This is a genomic window from Microcystis wesenbergii NRERC-220 (assembly GCF_032027425.1).
GTDB lineage: Bacteria > Cyanobacteriota > Cyanobacteriia > Cyanobacteriales > Microcystaceae > Microcystis > Microcystis wesenbergii_A.
On the sequence record NZ_JAVSJA010000001.1, the window covers coordinates 4,263,279 to 4,280,546 of the forward strand.

The window sequence follows — 17,268 nt, forward strand, 5'->3', positions numbered from 1 at the left end:
AACTGATAACTGATAACTGACCACTGATGTTGATCCCAATTTAGGAGAAAAACAGGTAATTCATGTCTGCTAACGATACCATCTCGGATATGCTGACCCGCATCCGTAACGCTTGCGCGGTTCGGCAGACCACTACTCAAATCCCCACCACGCGGATGACGCGCAGTATTGCTCAAGTTCTCAAAGACGAAGGCTTTATTGCTGACTTTGAGGAAGTGGGTGAGGGGATTAAATCTCAATTAGTTCTTTCCCTCAAATATAAAGGCAAAAACCGTCAACCGATCATTACTACCCTCACCAGAGTCAGTAAACCGGGCCTGCGAGTTTATTCCAACAGTAAAGACTTACCTCGCGTCCTCGGTGGCATTGGCATCGCCATTGTTTCCACCTCTAAAGGCATTATGACCGATCGCGAAGCGCGTAAACAAAACGTTGGCGGCGAAGTCCTTTGCTACATCTGGTAAACAAGGATAAGCTATCAGCCGTCAGCCTTTCCCAGTTTAAACCCGATAGCTGACCCACTGATAACTCTTCCCTGATAACTGATAACTGATAACTGATAACTGTTATGTCTCGTATTGGCAAACGCCCGATTCCTATTCCCAATAAAGTCACCGTCGATATCGATGGTGCTACCGTGACGGTGAAAGGGCCCAAAGGAACTCTCCAGAGAACCCTACCCACCGCCGTCGCCATCGACAAAGATGGCGAAACCCTGCTCGTTACCCGTCAAGACGATTCGCGTACCGCCAGAGAACGCCACGGACTCTGTAGAACTCTAGTGGCCAACATGGTAGAAGGAGTCGCGACTGGCTTTCAAAAACGCCTCGATATCCAAGGGGTGGGCTACCGCGCCCAGGCGCAGGGTAGTAAATTAGTTCTTAATGTTGGTTACAGTAAACCCGTGGAAATGGAGATGCCCGATGGTGTTTCCGTCGCCGTAGAAAACAACACCCAAGTTATCGTCAGTGGCATCGACAAAGAAGCCGTCGGTAACATCGCCGCTAAAATCCGCGAAGTTCGTCCCCCCGAACCTTATAAAGGTAAAGGGATTCGCTATCTTGGTGAAGTTGTCCGTCGCAAAGTTGGTAAAGCTGGCGGTAAAGGTGCTAAAGGCGGTAAAGGAGGTAAAAAATAAACCATGAAACTTAGTCGCAAAGAATCAGTCCGTCGTCGTCACCAGCGTGTGCGTCGCAAAATTAATGGCACTGCTGAACGGCCGCGTTTATCCGTATTTCGTTCTAATAACCACATCTACGCCCAAATTATCGACGACGTAGCCCAACACACCCTCGCGGCCGCTTCTACCCTAGAGGCAACCTTGCGCGGGGAATTGGAATCCACCGCTACCCAAGAAGCCTCGGCTGCGGTGGGTAAACTGGTGGCCCAACGGGCCCTAGACAAAGGCATTGAACAAGTGGTTTTTGATCGCGGTGGCAATCTCTATCACGGTCGCGTCAAAGCCTTAGCAGAAGCGGCTCGGTCAGCCGGCTTAAACTTCTAAAATATCCTTTCAACACTGATAAAACTATGGCAAAACGTCGCAAAGGCAACCGCGAAAAAGAAAAAGAAACCACTTGGCAAGAGCGGGTCATCCAGATCCGCCGGGTTAGTAAAGTGGTTAAGGGTGGTAAAAAACTCAGCTTCCGGGCCATTGTCGTGGTCGGTAATGAAAACGGCCAGGTGGGAGTGGGAGTCGGCAAAGCAGGAGACGTTATCGGGGCCGTCCGTAAAGGCGTGGCCGATGGTAAAAAACAACTAATTGAAGTCTCCTTAACTAAGGCTAGTTCCATCACTCACCTCACCCGGGGCGCTTCCGGTGGCGCTCAGGTGCTTATGCGTCCGGCGGCTCCGGGGACTGGGGTTATTGCCGGGGGTGCTGTCCGTACCGTTTTAGAATTAGCTGGGGTGAAAAATATCCTCGCTAAACAACTCGGTAGCGATAACCCCCTCAATAACGCTAGAGCCGCCGTTAACGCCCTGGAAACTCTCCGCACTTTCTCGGAAGTGGCCAAGGATCGAGGCGTATCTGTAGAACATTTGTACACCTAAAGAAATCACCATGAAACTCCACGAAATCGCCCCCCAACCAGGGTCAACTAAACGCCGTCGTCGTGTGGGACGGGGTGTCTCGGCCGGCCAGGGCGCTAGTTGCGGTCTGGGAATGCGCGGACAAAAATCTCGCTCTGGGACGGGGACTCGTCCCGGTTTTGAGGGGGGACAAATGCCCCTCTATCGTCGGGTTCCCAAATTAAAGCATTTTCCTTTGGTTAACCCCCGTCAATACACGATTGTTAATCTGAGAAAATTGGCTTCTTTACCCGCTAATACGGAAGTTACCCTGGAAAGTCTGCTAAAAGCTAAAATTCTCACCAGCAACGACGGACCTTTAAAAGTTTTGGGTGATGGTGAAATTACCGTTCCCCTCAAGGTGAAGGCCGCCGCTTTTAGCAATAGTGCTAAAGAGAAAATTACCGCCGCTCAAGGGACTTGGGAGGAAATTTAACGGAGGCGGTCGGCGGAAGGCAGGAGACAGGAGATAAAAGGCAAAAGGCAAAAGGCAAAAGGCAAAAGGCAAAAGGCAAAAGGCAAAAGGCAAAAGGCAAAAGGCAAAAGGTAAAGGGCAGCTTTGTTCTCCCCACACCCCACACCCCACACCCCACACCCTACACCCTACACCCCACACCGAACCCCTAACACCCAACCCCCAAGACCTGATTGATATATCATAAGAAAGACAGGGGAAATCTTAAAAAAATCGAGAAAGTTTTCCCCCTCGATTACTTTTTCCCATAAAAAAACTGCACTAGAGGTAACTGTTAATGGTCGTCAGTCGTGATAAGGCTCCCACGGCACAGGAAACGTTTATGCAAATGGCACAGGCGGCCGGTTTACGCGGTCGCTTGTTGATTACATTGGGTTTACTGATTCTGCTCCGTTTTGGGATGTTTGTACCGATACCCGGTTTGGATCGGGCAAGATTAGCAGAAATTATTCAAGGTAACGCCGCTTTGGGAATCCTTGACCTGTTCACCGGGGGAGGATTATCGACGTTGGGGATTTTTGCCCTCGGCATTCTTCCCTATATCAACGCCTCAATTATCGTGCAACTGCTCACCGCTGCCCTTCCTTCTTTGGAAGATTTACAGAAAAATGAAGGAGAAGCAGGACGGCGAAAAATTGCCCAAATTACCCGTTATATTGCCTTTGGTTGGTCAATTATTCAAAGTATCGGCATTACTCTCGGTTTATTGGTGGCTAACGGCGTTGTGGCCGGAACTTTACCCTCGATCGCCGCTACGGTTCTCGCTTTAGTGGCCGGTTCTATGTTCGTGATGTGGATTTCGGAACTGATTACGGAACGCGGTCTGGGAAATGGAGCATCTTTGCTGATTTTTGTCAATATTGTCGCTGTTTTACCGAAAACCCTCGGTGATACAATTACTTTTGCTCAACAGGGTGGCCGACAAGCGATCGCTCAAGTGGTGATTCTCTTGCTGGTTTTCTTGGTGATGATTATCGGCATTGTTTTTGTTCAGGAAGGAACCCGTCGGATTCCGATTGTTTCTGCCCGTCGTCAGGTGGGTCGTCGTCTCTATCGGGAAAGAACCAGTTATCTACCCCTACGACTCAATCAAGGGGGCGTGATGCCGATTATTTTCGCCTCGGCAGTGTTGGTCTTACCTTTCCAATTGGTGCAAGCTTTACCCACGGATAACCCGGTCGGTCAGGTTTTAGTTCAGTTGGTTAATGCCCTGCGTCCCGATAGTTGGGGTTATGTGGCTTTTTATAGCTTACTGATTCTCGGTTTTAGTTTCTTCTACGCTTCCCTGATCGTTAACCCCAAGGATATGTCCCAAAACCTGAAAAAAATGGGGGCCAGTATTCCGGGGATTCGACCAGGGACCGCTACTACTAATTATCTGGAAGGGGTGCTGAATCGTCTCACCCTTTTGGGCGCTCTCTTTTTAAGTTTGGTGGCTACTGTGCCGACTGTAGTAGAAAGCGCCACCGGTGTCACCACTTTTCGCGGTTTGGGGGCAACTTCCCTGTTAATTCTGGTGGGGGTGGCGATCGATACGGCGAAACAAATTCAAACCTATGTCATGTCTCAACGCTATGAGGACATGATTAAAAAGTAGTTAGATAGTTAACCAGGGACCTTTTACCGGTTACTGGTTGTTTTTTCCCTTAAAACCCTATATTTAATCCATGAGCAAACGGATCGGTGTGATATTTTTGGGACCGCCCGGATCGGGAAAAGGAACCCAAGCGGCAAAATTAGCGGAATCTCTGACGATTCCCCATATTTCTACCGGTGAAATTTTACGTCAAGCAATTACAGAGAAGACAGAACTTGGTCAGCAAGCACAAGCTTATGTGGAAAAGGGCGAATTAGTCCCCGATGAATTGTTGTTAGGTTTAATTCAGGAACGTTTAAAACAGCCTGACAGTGCTAAGGGTTGGATTCTTGATGGTTTTCCCCGCACGGTGGCACAGGCGAGCTTTTTAGACGCATTACTGGAAGAATTGGCCGATAGTTACACATTTGTGGTCAATTTGGCTGTACCAGATACGGTCTTAATTGAGCGTCTCATGCAACGGGGTCGTCAAGATGATACTCAAGAAACGATCGCCCGTCGCCTACAGGTTTATATCGACCAAACTGCCCCCGTTTTAGATTATTACGGTCAAAAAGGCACTCTTAACCATATCGACGGTAATCAACCGATGGACGCGGTTACGGCGGCTTTAACAGCAGTTGTCACTCCTGGGTAAAGTTTCCCTCAGTCAGTAATCAGTGATCAGTAATCAGTCATCAGTGATCAGTCATCAGTCATCAGTCAGTAAAAATTACAACTTTTTATAAGTTTTTTATATCAAACAAGCGTTAATAGTTGAGAATATTTAAATTTAAATTTCGCAATATTTATCTTTTCTTAAGAATTTATTGAAAATAATTCTTATTTGTTTACGAGGTTGCAATACTTCCAGCGATTATGGTATATAGCGTTTTTCAGTCTGCTGAGGTACAAAAGTTATGGGTTTTAGGCAAAAGGCAAGAGGCAAAAGTCAAAAGGGAAGAAAAATATGTGTACCTCACTAGCTTAGGAAACGCTATAATTTCGCAGTATGAAATGATGGGTTCCTCTGTGCTTTTTGGGGTTTTTAGCTGTCTGGTGAGCCTGAAAACCCTTGCTAAATCTACACTAACCTATTTAAGAACAGTAACAACTGGCGATTAAAGAGCCTTTTTTAAGCCAACCCGTTGATCAATTAATTGTGTAGTTTTGTTGCAAAGAGAAAGTTTTTTTGACAAAAAGAACAAAGTGTGCTGCCACTGGATTTAAAATAAACTCAATTGTCCTTCTTGTTTTAAGCGCCAGTTATCATCACCAACTCTCTGGGCAATATCTTCGAGGACGCTTAGAATCGTCTGATTTTCGGGAGTTGTGCCATTTTTTAACAGAGGTAATATATTAAAAACAATATCATCAAAACTAGAGCTTTTATTATCTCTTTCCATCCTTCTCAAATAGCTAATCAAATAGTATTTAATTCTCAATTTAACATCGATTTTTGACTTAAACTTACTATCTTTTTTGATGGTATATAATTCAGTCTTTTCCTCATAATCAAAATTATCTAACAAAATTGGAGTCAAGTCTGAATACTCCTTGGCTAGTAAATCTAAAAACCCTAATTCCAAACCTTTAATAATCAATTCATCGTTAATTTGTTCTAGGGTTGCCCCATCATTTTTAGCAATAATTCCTTCAACAGTTTGCATGACAATCTCGGTGATATCCATGCCTAAGTTAGCTTTCATTACCGCTTTGGGAGTAGGAACTTTCCGAAAATTAATAATTAACTGTCCTGATAAAACTGTAAAGGGATTTTGCCGCTTTTTAAAGCTCGTTTGTCCATTTTTTTGTGGCACTGCTCCCACATATTCAAATCCGCAACTTTCTGCGGTATCTAAAATTAAATGCCAAAACTCAGGATCTTTGTGAGCAAAGACAAAGGATAACCATCGCTCAAATTTCAAAACTCGATACATTTCTCGAATACTTTGGGCAATTAATTGATTATATTCCTGTTTACTTTTTTGGATTGTTCCACCTTCAATAGCTTCTAATTGATAGTCCTTTTCCGTCACTTCTAAATCTAACCAAGCATTCCACATTATTGATAAATCTAAGTAGGGAATTTTCTTTCCGTAGGGAGGATCGGTATAAATATAATCAACGCTTTCATTTTCAATAAAACTTAAGTCTGTCGCTGTTCCTTTAACAATTGTTGCGTTATCAATAGTTTTTTTATTAACATAAAACTCCATTTCTTGTTTAGCTGCAACAAGTTTTTTAAATTTAGTTTCATAAATTTTTATTAAGGGCATTTCTCCCGGTTCATGAGCAATTCTATAGCGATAATATCTAAATACAGAACTATCACCCCCCGCCGCACTTCTTGTGTAATGAAAAGTCAAATTATATTTATTGATTGTACTGGAAAAAACTAACAGCAAAGACTCTCTAATATTCTCGTTTAATTCTTGTTTAATCAGATGTTTTAATAAACTTAACTGAGCCAATTGTTTGTTACTAAATAACTGTTCAACAGTAGCCACATCAGAACCTTTAGGCAGTTTCAAACCTTGGGGATAGGGATAGGTATTGAGAATCTTTGTTATTTCCTCTTTGGTTTGCGGTTCTCGCTCTTGGTAGGCTAATTTAACTCGTTCAAAAGCTTGACTTAAATCATCAAAATCAACGGGAATAATTAAAGAATTAACAAGAAAAATAGCCAGAGGGTTAATATCAATACTAATCGCTTTGCGGTTATTCATTAAAGCTTCAATTGCCGTCACTCCACTACCGCCAAAAGGATCAAGAATGACATCTCCCAGTTGACTAAAGTTTTTAATATATTCTGCCACCACATTCCATGCTTGTTTAGTAAAATATCAGCAATTCTCATTTTGAAAACAAAAGAAGATAAAGTTCTCTATGTGAACAAGAGAACTTCTGTCTAATTATCATTTTTTTTCAAGATAATCATCATAATTAGCTTCAAGAGACAGTTTTAAAATATCTGCCCATAAAAAACTTATCTCAACTCATAAATTTAGCTGAAATTCTGACCTAATTTGTGGTTTTTTCAATGAATAAAATAATCTTTCCTTCTCTCGAAAAATTGACATTTTTAACTAGAATTTATTTTTTTGAGCGGGACATATTCGGTAAGAATAAACAAGAAAAACTCTGACCAATTCTTAAAACAAAAATATTTTAATAAAGTACGAATATCATTAAAAAAACTGGTGCGAGTAACTAATAACTCACGAATCTTTTGATAAGTATGATTAACTAAATCTAAAACGGTATGAAATAAAAAAGCTAGTAAATTTAAAGACAACAAGAACTCGCATAAATGACTTTGACCATGACCAAAATTATGTTCTAAATTATAACCGTGATTTTTAAGAACGTTATTTCCTTCATTCTCAACTTTCCATCTGCTGCGTCCAGCTTTGACAATTTTTTCAACATTATTTTCAGTAATTTGATGATTGGTAATCCAATTATTTTGATAGATAATTTTCTGTGTTTTTTCATTAATGACCGTGACTTCACACCAATTAACTTCGAGACTTGACTCGACCTCTCTCAGAGGAACTCTAGAAACATAACGATAACGATAAATGAGATTCTTTCGTCCATCCCATTGTTTCTTTTCTACGGTTTTAACTTCTCCACTTTTTTCTAAAAATTCTAGCCATTCATATAAGGTTTTATGAGAAGTTTCAAGACAAACAAAAATAAAATTATAACCTTGTTTTAGAGCTAACTCACAGATAGGTTGGCGAGAGTATAAGTCATCTCCTAACAGGGTTACAGGATAACCATACTTCTTTTGATGATTCTTATCTAACCATCTTTTAACAGCCGCATTTTCACAATCTTGTTTTTGCTGCCCATCTTGTTTTTTAATAAATTCTGGTTCTAAATTAATCACTTGTTTTTGCTCAGGAGAAACCACAATTGGCGTGACGCAACCATGAAAATAAGTTGTCGTTCCCTTACGATGATTGCGGCAATTACAATGGGGACAACTAATTTTCTTTGAAGAAAAATATTCCGTACCATCTAAAGCTATTAAAATTTCCTCATCTAAGTAGAAAAAATTTTTAATAACTCCCTGTTTTTTTAACCATTGATAGACTTGTTGAAAAGAGCCAAATATTGTGGCAGCTGGGATAGGATCTAACAGGTTTCTGATTTGATTATCACAAGGTATTTTTTTGATACCAAATAAACTTGAAGCATTATCTTTTCCCTTACTAATTTTCATCAAACGTTGATGCTCTAAAAAAGAAGGTGACTGAGTAAAAAAAACCGAAAAAGCCGCCTTAACTGCATCTTCTACCTGATATTTGGTATTGTTTCCTGGTTTTCTGTCATCGGGTAAGTCATGTAATTCTTGAACTAAAAATTGTATTAATTCAGGAATTTCTAAAGTCACAGCCTTTTTCGTCATCGCAGAACAGTTTGATTAATTAATATTTCCAACTTAATAATTTTACCTCAACAGACAACAATCATCAATTTTTATTTGGTTCTCTTTCTGATGTAGAGAACTTTTGTTCTAGATTTCTCCCATCTTTCAAATATTTTGAGTATAAATACTCTATATACTCACTTCTCTGCGATGCAGTCGCACTCGCGGGAGCGCATTTTGTAGCTTGCTTAAAGCTTTGTTTCTGTCTGTATCACTTGTTACTTTTTAAAATGAGAATTGCTGGTAAAATATCCATGAACACCAAAATGTCTTTTAGCTTGTTGTTTTTTTACCTCAATTGGTTCTAATAAGGGACGACTTGAGTAGTCAAAAGTTTTGCGACTGATTGGGGAATGGTTTTGATAGGTAAAACTTTTTCCCACTTGAAATCTATCTGGGGCTAAATACTGGGTCAACTCTTGCCAACTATCGGCAATTGCATCAAGAGAAAAATATAAGATAGGTGTACTGGTATCGAGGGTCTTAAATAAACTAAATTCTAGGCCATTACAAAGAGCAAAATAATTGCTTCTGATTTCAGTATGACTCGCATAACTATAGACCTGTTCTACTGAATCACCTTCGTAGATATTTTCCGTTGGTTTTTTAGCCTCTAATACCCAAGCATAACTTTGATTAACTTTCAGAACATAGTCAGGAATTAAATTTATCGGACGTTTTTTACTACCAACCTTTAAAAAGGGATGCCGTAGGGTTTTACTTCTTTCGATATTATCTTCTCGGTAGCCCAAACTTGTTAAAAGAGGTAAAATAATCACTTCTCTAACGCTGTCTTCCTTAAAGTTAGGGTTATTTTTAATTGCCTGAAAATCAATAGCAGAAAAAATATGATTCATGGGTTAGCACTGTTTGTGATAAGTAGGTAGGCGTTAAAAATTATCAGACACCCCCCTTATCAAGGGGGGATTAAGGGGGGATCGAACTTAAAATCCATTTTTAATTTAATTATAACCAGCTACTTAGTTTCGATAAATCTTCCTTACTCAGGGGAAAATCAGACCGATTAACTTTGAACACTTACCATTAACCTGCCGTGAAGTTGGGTAAGCTAAGACGCATTTAAACCGCCTATCCTTAGATGAGCTACATCTCCCCCAATTCTTTTACTGTTGCAAGAGTGCAAGAGTGCCTCATCTGAACAAACAATTTAAATGCGCGGGCAGCTGATGACAGGATTTGAATAGAGTATCTTTGACGATGCCTCAACAATATGAGTTAGACAGGCTTTCTAAAATATATCGTAATCCAGTAGAAGTCCAGTTTCAACCCGCTTCTAGTCATACTAAATCCGTTGATTATAGGCTACATATCAAGACAGGCAATGGGGGTAATAAATAATCAGTCTTTGATAACCAGATTTAGTCTTACCACTTTTTTAGACACATCGCAGCAGATTCGATGACTTAATTATCTTTTATAAGTTTTTTATATCAAACAAGCGTTAATAGTTGAGAATATTTAAATTTATATTTCGCAATATTTATCTTTTCTTAAGAATTTATTGAAAATAATTCTCATTTGTTTACGAGGTTGCAATACTTCCAGCGATTACGGTATAATTTCGCAGTATGAAATGATGGGTTTTTATGTGCTTTTTAGGGTTTTTAGCTGTCTGGTGATCCTGAAAACCCTTGCTAAATCTACACTCAGCTATTTGGGAACAGCAATAAATGGAGGTTAAAGAGCCTTTTAAAACCCAACCCGTTGATCAATTAATTGTGTAGTTTTGTTGCAAAGAGAAAGTTTTTTTGACAAAAAGAACAAAGTGTGCTGCTGAGTGATCTATATTGCTTTTATTTGTTCTCCCCACACCCTACACCCCACACCCCACACCCTAATCTCCTATGAGGGGAAACTTTACCCTTGCCCGTGCGTCTTGAGGCTCTAAGCAAACAAGCGCCAAGCTTGCGATAGAATAGATCGGACTTAGCCTAAATGGGGTGAGCGAAAGAATGTGCGGAATTGTTGGCTATATCGGAACCCAAACAGCGATCGATATTCTCCTAGCTGGATTGGAACGTTTAGAATATCGGGGTTATGATTCGGCAGGGATTGCCACAATTCTCGAAGGTGAATTACATCGAGTCCGCGCCCAGGGAAAACTCTACAATCTGCGAGAAAAATTAGAACAGGAAGTTAATCCCTCCCAAATTGGCATCGGTCACACCCGTTGGGCAACCCACGGCAAACCCGTAGAAAGTAATGCCCATCCCCACACCGATAACAGTCAACGGGTGGCAGTGGTACAGAATGGCATTGTCGAAAATTTTCAGGCATTAAGAACAGAATTAAAGGAGAAAGGCTGTATATTTGACTCGGAAACCGACACAGAAGTTATTCCCCATCTAATCGCCAGTTATTTACCCAAACCTACCGATGAAGAATACTTGGGGGTGAGTCCTTTCCTCAAGGCAGTTTTAAGGGCAATTGAACGTTTAGAGGGTGCTTTTGCCCTAGCGGTGATTAGTCCCGATTATCCCGATGAATTGATTGTCGTGCGGCAACACGCCCCTTTAATCATCGGTTTCGGTCAAGGAGAGTTTTTCTGTGCCTCCGATGTCAGTGCTTTGGTTCCCCATACCCGGGCAGTGCTGTCCTTGGATAATGGCGAAATCGCTCGGTTAACACCCTTGGGAGTAGAAATCTATAATTTTGAGGGAAAAAGAGTCCGTAAAAACCCCAGAGTCCTCGATTGGAGTCCGACCACCGTAGAAAAACAGGGTTATCGTCACTTCATGCTCAAGGAAATCTACGAACAACCAGGAGTGGTGCGCGACTGTTTAGGGACCTATCTGCATCCCCATTGGACAGCACAAAATGGGGATAATGTCAACCCGATAAATCTTAATTTTTCTGGTGAAATTTACGATAATTTAGAACATATTCAGATTTTAGCCTGTGGAACCAGTTGGCACGCTAGTTTAGTGGGTAAATACTTGATTGAGCAGTTGGCGGGTATTCCCACAAGGGTACAGTACGCCTCGGAATTTCGCTATGCACCCACCCCCCTGATGCCCAATACTTTAACCATCGGGGTGACACAATCGGGGGAAACAGCCGACACTTTAGCGGCGTTGGAAACAGAAAAACAGCGTCGTTTAGGATTAGGAAAAAAATATCAGGCCCGGATTATCGGGATTACTAATCGCCCCGAAAGTACCCTAGCACAAATGGTCGATCAGATTATTAATACCCAAGCGGGGATCGAAATCGGGGTGGCGGCAACTAAGAGTTTTACCGCCCAGTTATTGGGTTTTTATCTCTTAGCTTTGGATTTATCCTATCGTCGTCAAACTTTGTCTTTAGAGAGAATCGAGGAAATTATTAATCAAATGCGATCGCTGCCAAGGTCGATCGAAACTGTCCTAGAAAAACAGGAAAAAGCGATCGAAGAATTGGCCCATGAATTTAATGACACCCAAGACTTTATTTTCTTGGGACGGGGGATTAATTTCCCCATTGCCTTAGAAGGGGCCTTAAAACTCAAAGAAATCAGTTATATTCATGCGGAAGGCTATCCAGCCGGAGAAATGAAACACGGACCAATCGCGCTTTTAGATGCAAAAGTTCCCGTAGTAGCGATTGCGATGCCGGGGGTAGTTTATGATAAGGTTCTCTCCAATGCACAGGAAGCAAAAGCCAGGGATGCGCGGTTATTGGGAGTAGTTGCTGACAGCGATACGGAAGCACCAAAAGTCTTTAATGATTTGTTGTATGTGCCGGAAGTTGAGGAATTATTATCGCCAATTTTAACAGTAATTCCCCTACAATTGCTCTCCTATCATATCGCAGCCCGTCGCGGTTTAGACGTGGATCAGCCGCGCAATTTAGCCAAAAGTGTCACGGTAGAATAAGGTTCCGTTGGGTTGAAAGTGTGGTTTAAAGGTCTATTTACACTAAATCGGAACCTAAGCTGTTTGTAATTCAAATTGCTTGTTAAGACGAGGCAAAAGGCCCCCCAACCCCCCCCGATGTTGGGGGGGCAAGACCCCCCCAACCCCCCCCTTATCAAGGCTATCCATTAGTCACATCTTTCTTAACATAAAATTTGACAAAAAGAGAAAAGTGTGCAAGATGGCTCAAGGGAGTTCTATGGGGGACTAATTTGATGAGATAGTTTCCAAGTCTGGCTGATATCATGTAACCTTCGCAGTCCCAACCAAATAGTTTTAACACCAGGTTCACCGTTGACCCTGAGAGAAGCCGAAGGGTCGCCTTTTCTACCTAAAAACCCCCCAAGAGAAGCAATCATTCTGACCGCTTCTCGAAAGGAGGGCGGCTTTTCAGGTGGCGGGACTTTTTTATGAATAGTGGCACACAAAAGACCTCTTGCAAAAGTCTTTCGTGATATAATAAAGGGTTATTTATTTTTGCCAATACTCTCACGAGACAGCGATCGCCACAATGAAATAGTGTTGCCAGCGTAATAAAAGAGTTTTTTTGTGATACTGTTTAAAATCTGTCCTTAATAGATAAAAAACAGAATAAGAGTATGAAATTTGCCGAAACGAATAGGTTATGTCGAAAGAAATTTAAGCGTTTAACGGGAATGAGTCGCCGAAATTTCTATCTGATTGTTAACATCATTAAAGAATAGGAAAAAAAGAAGAATAAGCTGGGTCGTCCTTGTAGATTAATCCCAGAAGATCAGGTTTTAATAGCTATTCAATACAGGCGGGAATATCGGACTTATTTTCACATTGGGTGCGAGTGGGGAGTCTCAGAGTCGATGGTTTGTCGAACTGTGCATAAAGTCGAAAACTTATTGATAAAATCGGGAAAATTATCCCTACCTGGACAAAAAGAATTAAGAAAATTATCCGACCCAGACACCGTTCTAGTCATCGATGTGATGGAAAGTCCTATTGAAAGACCAAAGAAAGGGCAAAAAGGGTTTTATAGTGGAAAACAAAAGGAACATACTTTGAAGACGCAGGTGATTATTGATTTAAAAACGAAGAAGATAATGTGTTTAAGGCATGGAAAAGGAAGAATGCACGATTTTAAATTATTCCAAAAAAGTCAAGTAAAATTACCTAAAACAATAAAATTATTAGCAGATAAAGGCTACCAAGTAATTGTAAAAATTCATGAACTAAGTGAGATTCCTATTAGGAAACCAAGAGGAAAGAATTACTCGGAGGAGCAGAGGAAATATAATCGGGAATTAGGGAGAATAAGAGTAGCTGTAGAAAATGTTAATCGCTGTTTAAAAATCTTCAAAATTCTCTCTTACCCCTATCGAAATCGCCGATATAAATTTGGATTAAGAAGTCATTTAATCGCTGGAATTTACAATAACGATTTAGGTTCAAAAGCCTAAGCAAAAAACTAACTATATTCTTTTAATTTAGCTGAGAATAACAAGCTAGATATCTTTGTCGTGCGAATAATGTATTGAGAGTTGATTAACCGTATCTGTGGAAAAATAATGGTGGAAAGATCATAAATTTAGAAGTTCAAAGACGAAATAGATAAACCCTCGATTATACCATAAAAAATTTTTGCAAGAGGTCTAAAGATTGCCATTCATGTTCTTCCAAAAAACTTTCACAACTCTCCTCTCCGTGTAAGCGTGCTTGATAGGTTAACCAGAGTAATCTCCAAGCTACTGGACTGTTTCAGCTAAAATAGGGCAATAGCTCGAACAAGCAGAGGACATCAATCATGGGAAGAGGTCGGCGAGATAAAGTCAATCTAACAGGGGAACAAAGAGAAAACCTCGAACAAATCAGTCGTAATGGCTATGCACCGGCTAAAAAAATTCTCCACGCTCGGATTTTGCTGATGTGTGACGAGGGAGAACAGGCGAAAAGAAAATGGACAGATGAAGAAATAGCCGAAGCTTTAGAGGTCCATAGAAACACGGTGGGACGTATTCGTCAAAGATTTCTTCAAAAAGGCGAAAAACCAGCATTAGAACGGAAATTGAGAAAAACTCCCCCCACTCCGGCAAAAGTTGATGGAGCCGCCGCCGCCCAAATCATTGCCCTGTGCTGTTCGGAGCCACCATCTGGCCGAGCCGAGTGGACAATCCGACTATTAACCTCGGAACTCAAACAAAGACAAATTATCACCGAGATTTCCAGTCCAACGGTGTGGCGTACTCTAAAAAAAACCAATTACGCCCTTGGAAAACCCAAAGATACTGTATTCCGGAACAGGATTTAGCCCGATTTGTTGCCCAGATGGAAGTTGTCCTTGACCTGTATGGCACTCAGCCATCGGAAGAAGAACCGTTAATCGCCATGGATGAGGCATCAAAGCAACTACTTGGAGAAGTTTACCCCCCGATACCCATGCAACCTGGACAAGATAAAAAAGAAGACTATCACTATAGTCGTGAAGGGGTTCAAGCCTTGTTCATGTTTTTTGACCCCCATCGAGGATGGAGACGGGTGAGTAACCGAGATAGTGGGACTTAAACAAATTTCAAGCCCAAACAAAGCCTAAACTGGCTTTGTAAGCGGCAAACACATCCCGATTCTCGGTCAGCCACTCAAAGAAACGGAAAGACATCGCTGTCCGAAAAGCTTCCAAGGCTTCCACAAAAGTGTTTAAAGGTCGATTCGCCCACCGCCTTTGCAATCCCCCAGTTAACTTATGCCACAGGATAAATGTATAGGCACAAAACCCCAAGATAAAATGACGAAGTAAGCTTCGTTTATCCCTGACTTGATATTCCCTTAACCCTAACCATCCTTTGGCTTCTCGGTAGAATACTTCCACCCAATTTCTTTCGGTGTAAGTCCTCACTATCCACGACGCTGTTACTGTATCTGCCTCAACTACATTGGTGATGAAATAGTCAACCTCTGTTGCTTTTTCAATTGAACTTGCATTCATGACGATAGCCAAGTTCCTTTCTCCTTCTAGTTGAGATATTTTCGCTCTGAATACCGCTACCCAAACCGTTTTCTCTTTATCTAGATTTAGGGTGATTTTCTCCCAATCCTTTTCTGATAGGCTTTTTGCTAGTTGCTCAAGCTGGATTGTTTCTTCCACACCCCCTTCTTTTTCAATAATTACTTTTCGATTTTTTGCCAATCCTCCTAAGTATTTTAGCTTTCTTTCTTCCAGGGCTTTGAGAAAATTTGTGTTGTTGCCATAACCAGCATCTATTAACCCGATTTTCGGTCGATAGCCTCTGGTTAAGCTCCGGTCAATTAAATCTATCGCTATCTCTGGTTTCTTCTTAAATTCTTTGTCTTCTTTCCCCTCGGCTAAGGAACTAGCCGGTTGATAAATTTCAATGTCTAGGGGGACACTTTTTTTGCCGTCGTAGAGATGAGTAGTGACGGCGACTATTCCGTTGTCTGTCTTGCCAATTTCTCCCGAGTACTGCCTCCCAACTCCGGCGGTCAGATTGCCACTTTTTCGATGTCCTGAGTCATCGACAATCAGGGAAAATCCTCGGGGGATTTGCGTCTGGCGGCATTGGTTCATCACTTGCAAGCGACATTCATTTACCTGACGGTCTGACCAAGGCGATTCGGTCAAAAAGTGATGTAATCGGTTATAAACTACTCCGACGGCATTATTGGCCATTTGAGTCAGGTTTTTCCTCTCACTTTCCCCTAATAATCCTCCTAAATATTGTCTGAAGCCGTTTTTTTGCGCTTCGTTTTTGAAGCAATTGTCAAACCGCCGACACCATCGGTCAAAGCATGGGGGCATCGCGGCTGGGGTTGTCTCTTTCATCGCTGATTTTTCAACGTAAAGTGCTTATTCTGTAACGATTATACTCGATTAAACCTTTGTTGAGCGTTTAAGTCCCAATAGTCGAACCCGAATAGATTGGGCAGAAGAAATTCGTCAATTATTGGATGTGGACTATCCAAAGGCTCGAAAAGTCAAGCTCGTCTGTGATAATCTGAACACTCATAACATAGCCTCGCTTTATGAAGCATTTCCAGCACCCGTTGCTCATCGTTTAGCTAGAAGACTGGAAATTTATTACACACCTCGTAATGGTAAGCTGCCCGCGCATTTAAATTGCTTGTTGAGACGAGGCAAGAGGCAAGAGGCAAGAGGCAACAGTAAAGGGATTGGGGGAGATTCGGCTAATCTTAAGAATAAGCGCTTTAAATGCGTCTTATAGCAAAGAGCGGGATAGTTAGGACATAATAGAGAAAAAGAAATGAGGAGAAGCTTTCATGGCAGCACCCTATAGTGATGATTTAAGACAGAAAGCAGTGAGTGCCGTAGAGCGAGGGGAGAAAAAAAGCCATGTCTGTCGCACCCTCAATATTAGTCGTAATACATTAGACCTATGGCTGAAACGGAAGAAACAAACTGGGACGGTGGCCGCTAAAACTAACTATCGTCGAGGGCCGAAGCCCAAAATTGACGATTTAGAAGCCTTTCAAAAGTTGGCCGAACAATATGGGCATTTGACCCAAGAAAAAATGGCGCAAAAATGGGCTAACCCAGTCAGTAGGATGAGAATTGGTCAAGCGCTCAAAAGAATTGGATTTACTAGAAAAAAAAAACTTATGGCTACAGAGAAAGAGATGAAGAAGCCCGAAAAGAGTTTCTCCAAAAAATCAGAGGTTATGCCCCGGAAAGATTTGTCTATATTGATGAAGCTGGAATAGATAAGTACCTAAGCAAAATTAATTACACATATCTAAACACCTCTTGCAAGAGGCACTCTTGCCTCTTGCCTATCTTCACTAGGAAATT

Annotated in this window: 13 protein-coding genes and 5 pseudogenes; 13 read left to right on the plus strand and 5 right to left on the minus strand. The window is 41.5% G+C overall.

The window, feature by feature from the left end; all coding sequences use genetic code 11:
- Window positions 1-62: 62 nt before the first annotated feature.
- The 8 genes from rpsH (at window position 63) to RAM70_RS20630 (ending at window position 5,246) form a co-directional block, all read left to right on the plus strand.
- Window positions 63-464 (plus strand): 30S ribosomal protein S8, encoded by a 402-nt coding sequence (rpsH, locus tag RAM70_RS20595; RefSeq protein WP_002734721.1) that lies wholly within the window; start codon window positions 63-65, stop codon window positions 462-464.
- 104 nt (window positions 465-568) lie between these two features.
- Window positions 569-1,138 (plus strand): 50S ribosomal protein L6, encoded by a 570-nt coding sequence (gene rplF, locus RAM70_RS20600; RefSeq protein ID WP_002794624.1) that lies wholly within the window; start codon window positions 569-571, stop codon window positions 1,136-1,138.
- A gap of 3 nt (window positions 1,139-1,141) precedes the next feature.
- Window positions 1,142-1,504 (plus strand): 50S ribosomal protein L18, encoded by a 363-nt coding sequence (gene rplR / locus RAM70_RS20605; RefSeq protein WP_002753900.1) that lies wholly within the window; start codon window positions 1,142-1,144, stop codon window positions 1,502-1,504.
- A gap of 26 nt (window positions 1,505-1,530) precedes the next feature.
- Window positions 1,531-2,052, plus strand: a complete 522-nt coding sequence (rpsE, locus tag RAM70_RS20610; RefSeq protein WP_002757584.1) for a 30S ribosomal protein S5 — start codon at window positions 1,531-1,533, stop codon at window positions 2,050-2,052.
- Window positions 2,053-2,062: 10 nt separating this feature from the next.
- Entirely contained in the window at window positions 2,063-2,506 is a 444-nt protein-coding gene (gene rplO, locus RAM70_RS20615; protein ID WP_002780095.1) for a 50S ribosomal protein L15, read from the plus strand.
- Window positions 2,507-2,822: 316 nt separating this feature from the next.
- Entirely contained in the window at window positions 2,823-4,142 is a 1,320-nt protein-coding gene (gene secY, locus RAM70_RS20620; protein WP_045358706.1) for a preprotein translocase subunit SecY, read from the plus strand.
- Between the two features lie 70 nt (window positions 4,143-4,212).
- On the plus strand, window positions 4,213-4,779 hold the full coding sequence (locus tag RAM70_RS20625) for an adenylate kinase (RefSeq protein WP_149989187.1): 567 nt from the start codon (window positions 4,213-4,215) through the stop codon (window positions 4,777-4,779).
- Window positions 4,780-5,000: 221 nt separating this feature from the next.
- On the plus strand, window positions 5,001-5,246 hold the full coding sequence (locus RAM70_RS20630) for a hypothetical protein (protein WP_288000498.1): 246 nt from the start codon (window positions 5,001-5,003) through the stop codon (window positions 5,244-5,246).
- Between the two features lie 101 nt (window positions 5,247-5,347).
- On the opposite strand, the gene RAM70_RS20635 is transcribed toward RAM70_RS20630, so the two are convergent.
- The 3 genes and pseudogenes from RAM70_RS20635 to RAM70_RS20645 all read right to left on the minus strand — a co-directional run bounded on the left by RAM70_RS20635 (window position 5,348) and on the right by RAM70_RS20645 (window position 9,419).
- Window positions 5,348-6,940, minus strand: coding sequence for a DNA methyltransferase (locus tag RAM70_RS20635; protein ID WP_312675414.1), 1,593 nt, complete (start codon window positions 6,938-6,940; stop codon window positions 5,348-5,350).
- A gap of 352 nt (window positions 6,941-7,292) precedes the next feature.
- Window positions 7,293-8,541 (minus strand): annotated as a pseudogene (locus RAM70_RS20640) (ISNCY family transposase).
- Window positions 8,542-8,780: 239 nt separating this feature from the next.
- The gene (locus tag RAM70_RS20645) at window positions 8,781-9,419 is read right to left on the minus strand and encodes a type I restriction enzyme HsdR N-terminal domain-containing protein (RefSeq protein WP_312675416.1); all 639 of its coding nucleotides are present in this window, start codon (window positions 9,417-9,419) and stop codon (window positions 8,781-8,783) included.
- A gap of 1,116 nt (window positions 9,420-10,535) precedes the next feature.
- Between RAM70_RS20645 and glmS the strand changes: the two genes are divergently transcribed.
- Window positions 10,536-12,437: a glutamine--fructose-6-phosphate transaminase (isomerizing) gene (gene glmS / locus RAM70_RS20650; RefSeq protein WP_312675418.1), complete on the plus strand. Its 1,902-nt coding sequence runs from the start codon at window positions 10,536-10,538 to the stop codon at window positions 12,435-12,437.
- A 236-nt stretch (window positions 12,438-12,673) separates the two neighbouring features.
- Here glmS and RAM70_RS20655 read toward each other — a convergent pair.
- Window positions 12,674-12,904 (minus strand): annotated as a pseudogene (locus RAM70_RS20655) (IS4 family transposase); the annotation flags it as partial.
- 171 nt (window positions 12,905-13,075) lie between these two features.
- On the opposite strand from RAM70_RS20655, the pseudogene RAM70_RS20660 reads away from it, so the two are divergent.
- Window positions 13,076-13,906, plus strand: a pseudogene (locus RAM70_RS20660) (IS5 family transposase).
- A gap of 344 nt (window positions 13,907-14,250) precedes the next feature.
- Window positions 14,251-15,005 (plus strand): annotated as a pseudogene (locus RAM70_RS20665) (IS630-like element ISMae25 family transposase); the annotation flags it as partial.
- A gap of 10 nt (window positions 15,006-15,015) precedes the next feature.
- Here RAM70_RS20665 and RAM70_RS20670 read toward each other — a convergent pair.
- A complete protein-coding gene (locus tag RAM70_RS20670) occupies window positions 15,016-16,284 on the minus strand; it encodes an IS701-like element ISMae34 family transposase (RefSeq protein WP_312675420.1) in 1,269 nt (422 codons plus the stop codon).
- A gap of 76 nt (window positions 16,285-16,360) precedes the next feature.
- Here RAM70_RS20670 and RAM70_RS20675 point away from each other — a divergent pair.
- Together RAM70_RS20675 and RAM70_RS20680 are read left to right on the plus strand one after the other, a co-directional pair.
- Window positions 16,361-16,558: pseudogene (locus RAM70_RS20675) on the plus strand (transposase domain-containing protein); the annotation flags it as partial.
- A 181-nt stretch (window positions 16,559-16,739) separates the two neighbouring features.
- The gene (locus tag RAM70_RS20680) at window positions 16,740-17,180 is read left to right on the plus strand and encodes an IS630 transposase-related protein (protein ID WP_312672026.1); all 441 of its coding nucleotides are present in this window, start codon (window positions 16,740-16,742) and stop codon (window positions 17,178-17,180) included.
- Window positions 17,181-17,268: the final 88 nt, after the last annotated feature.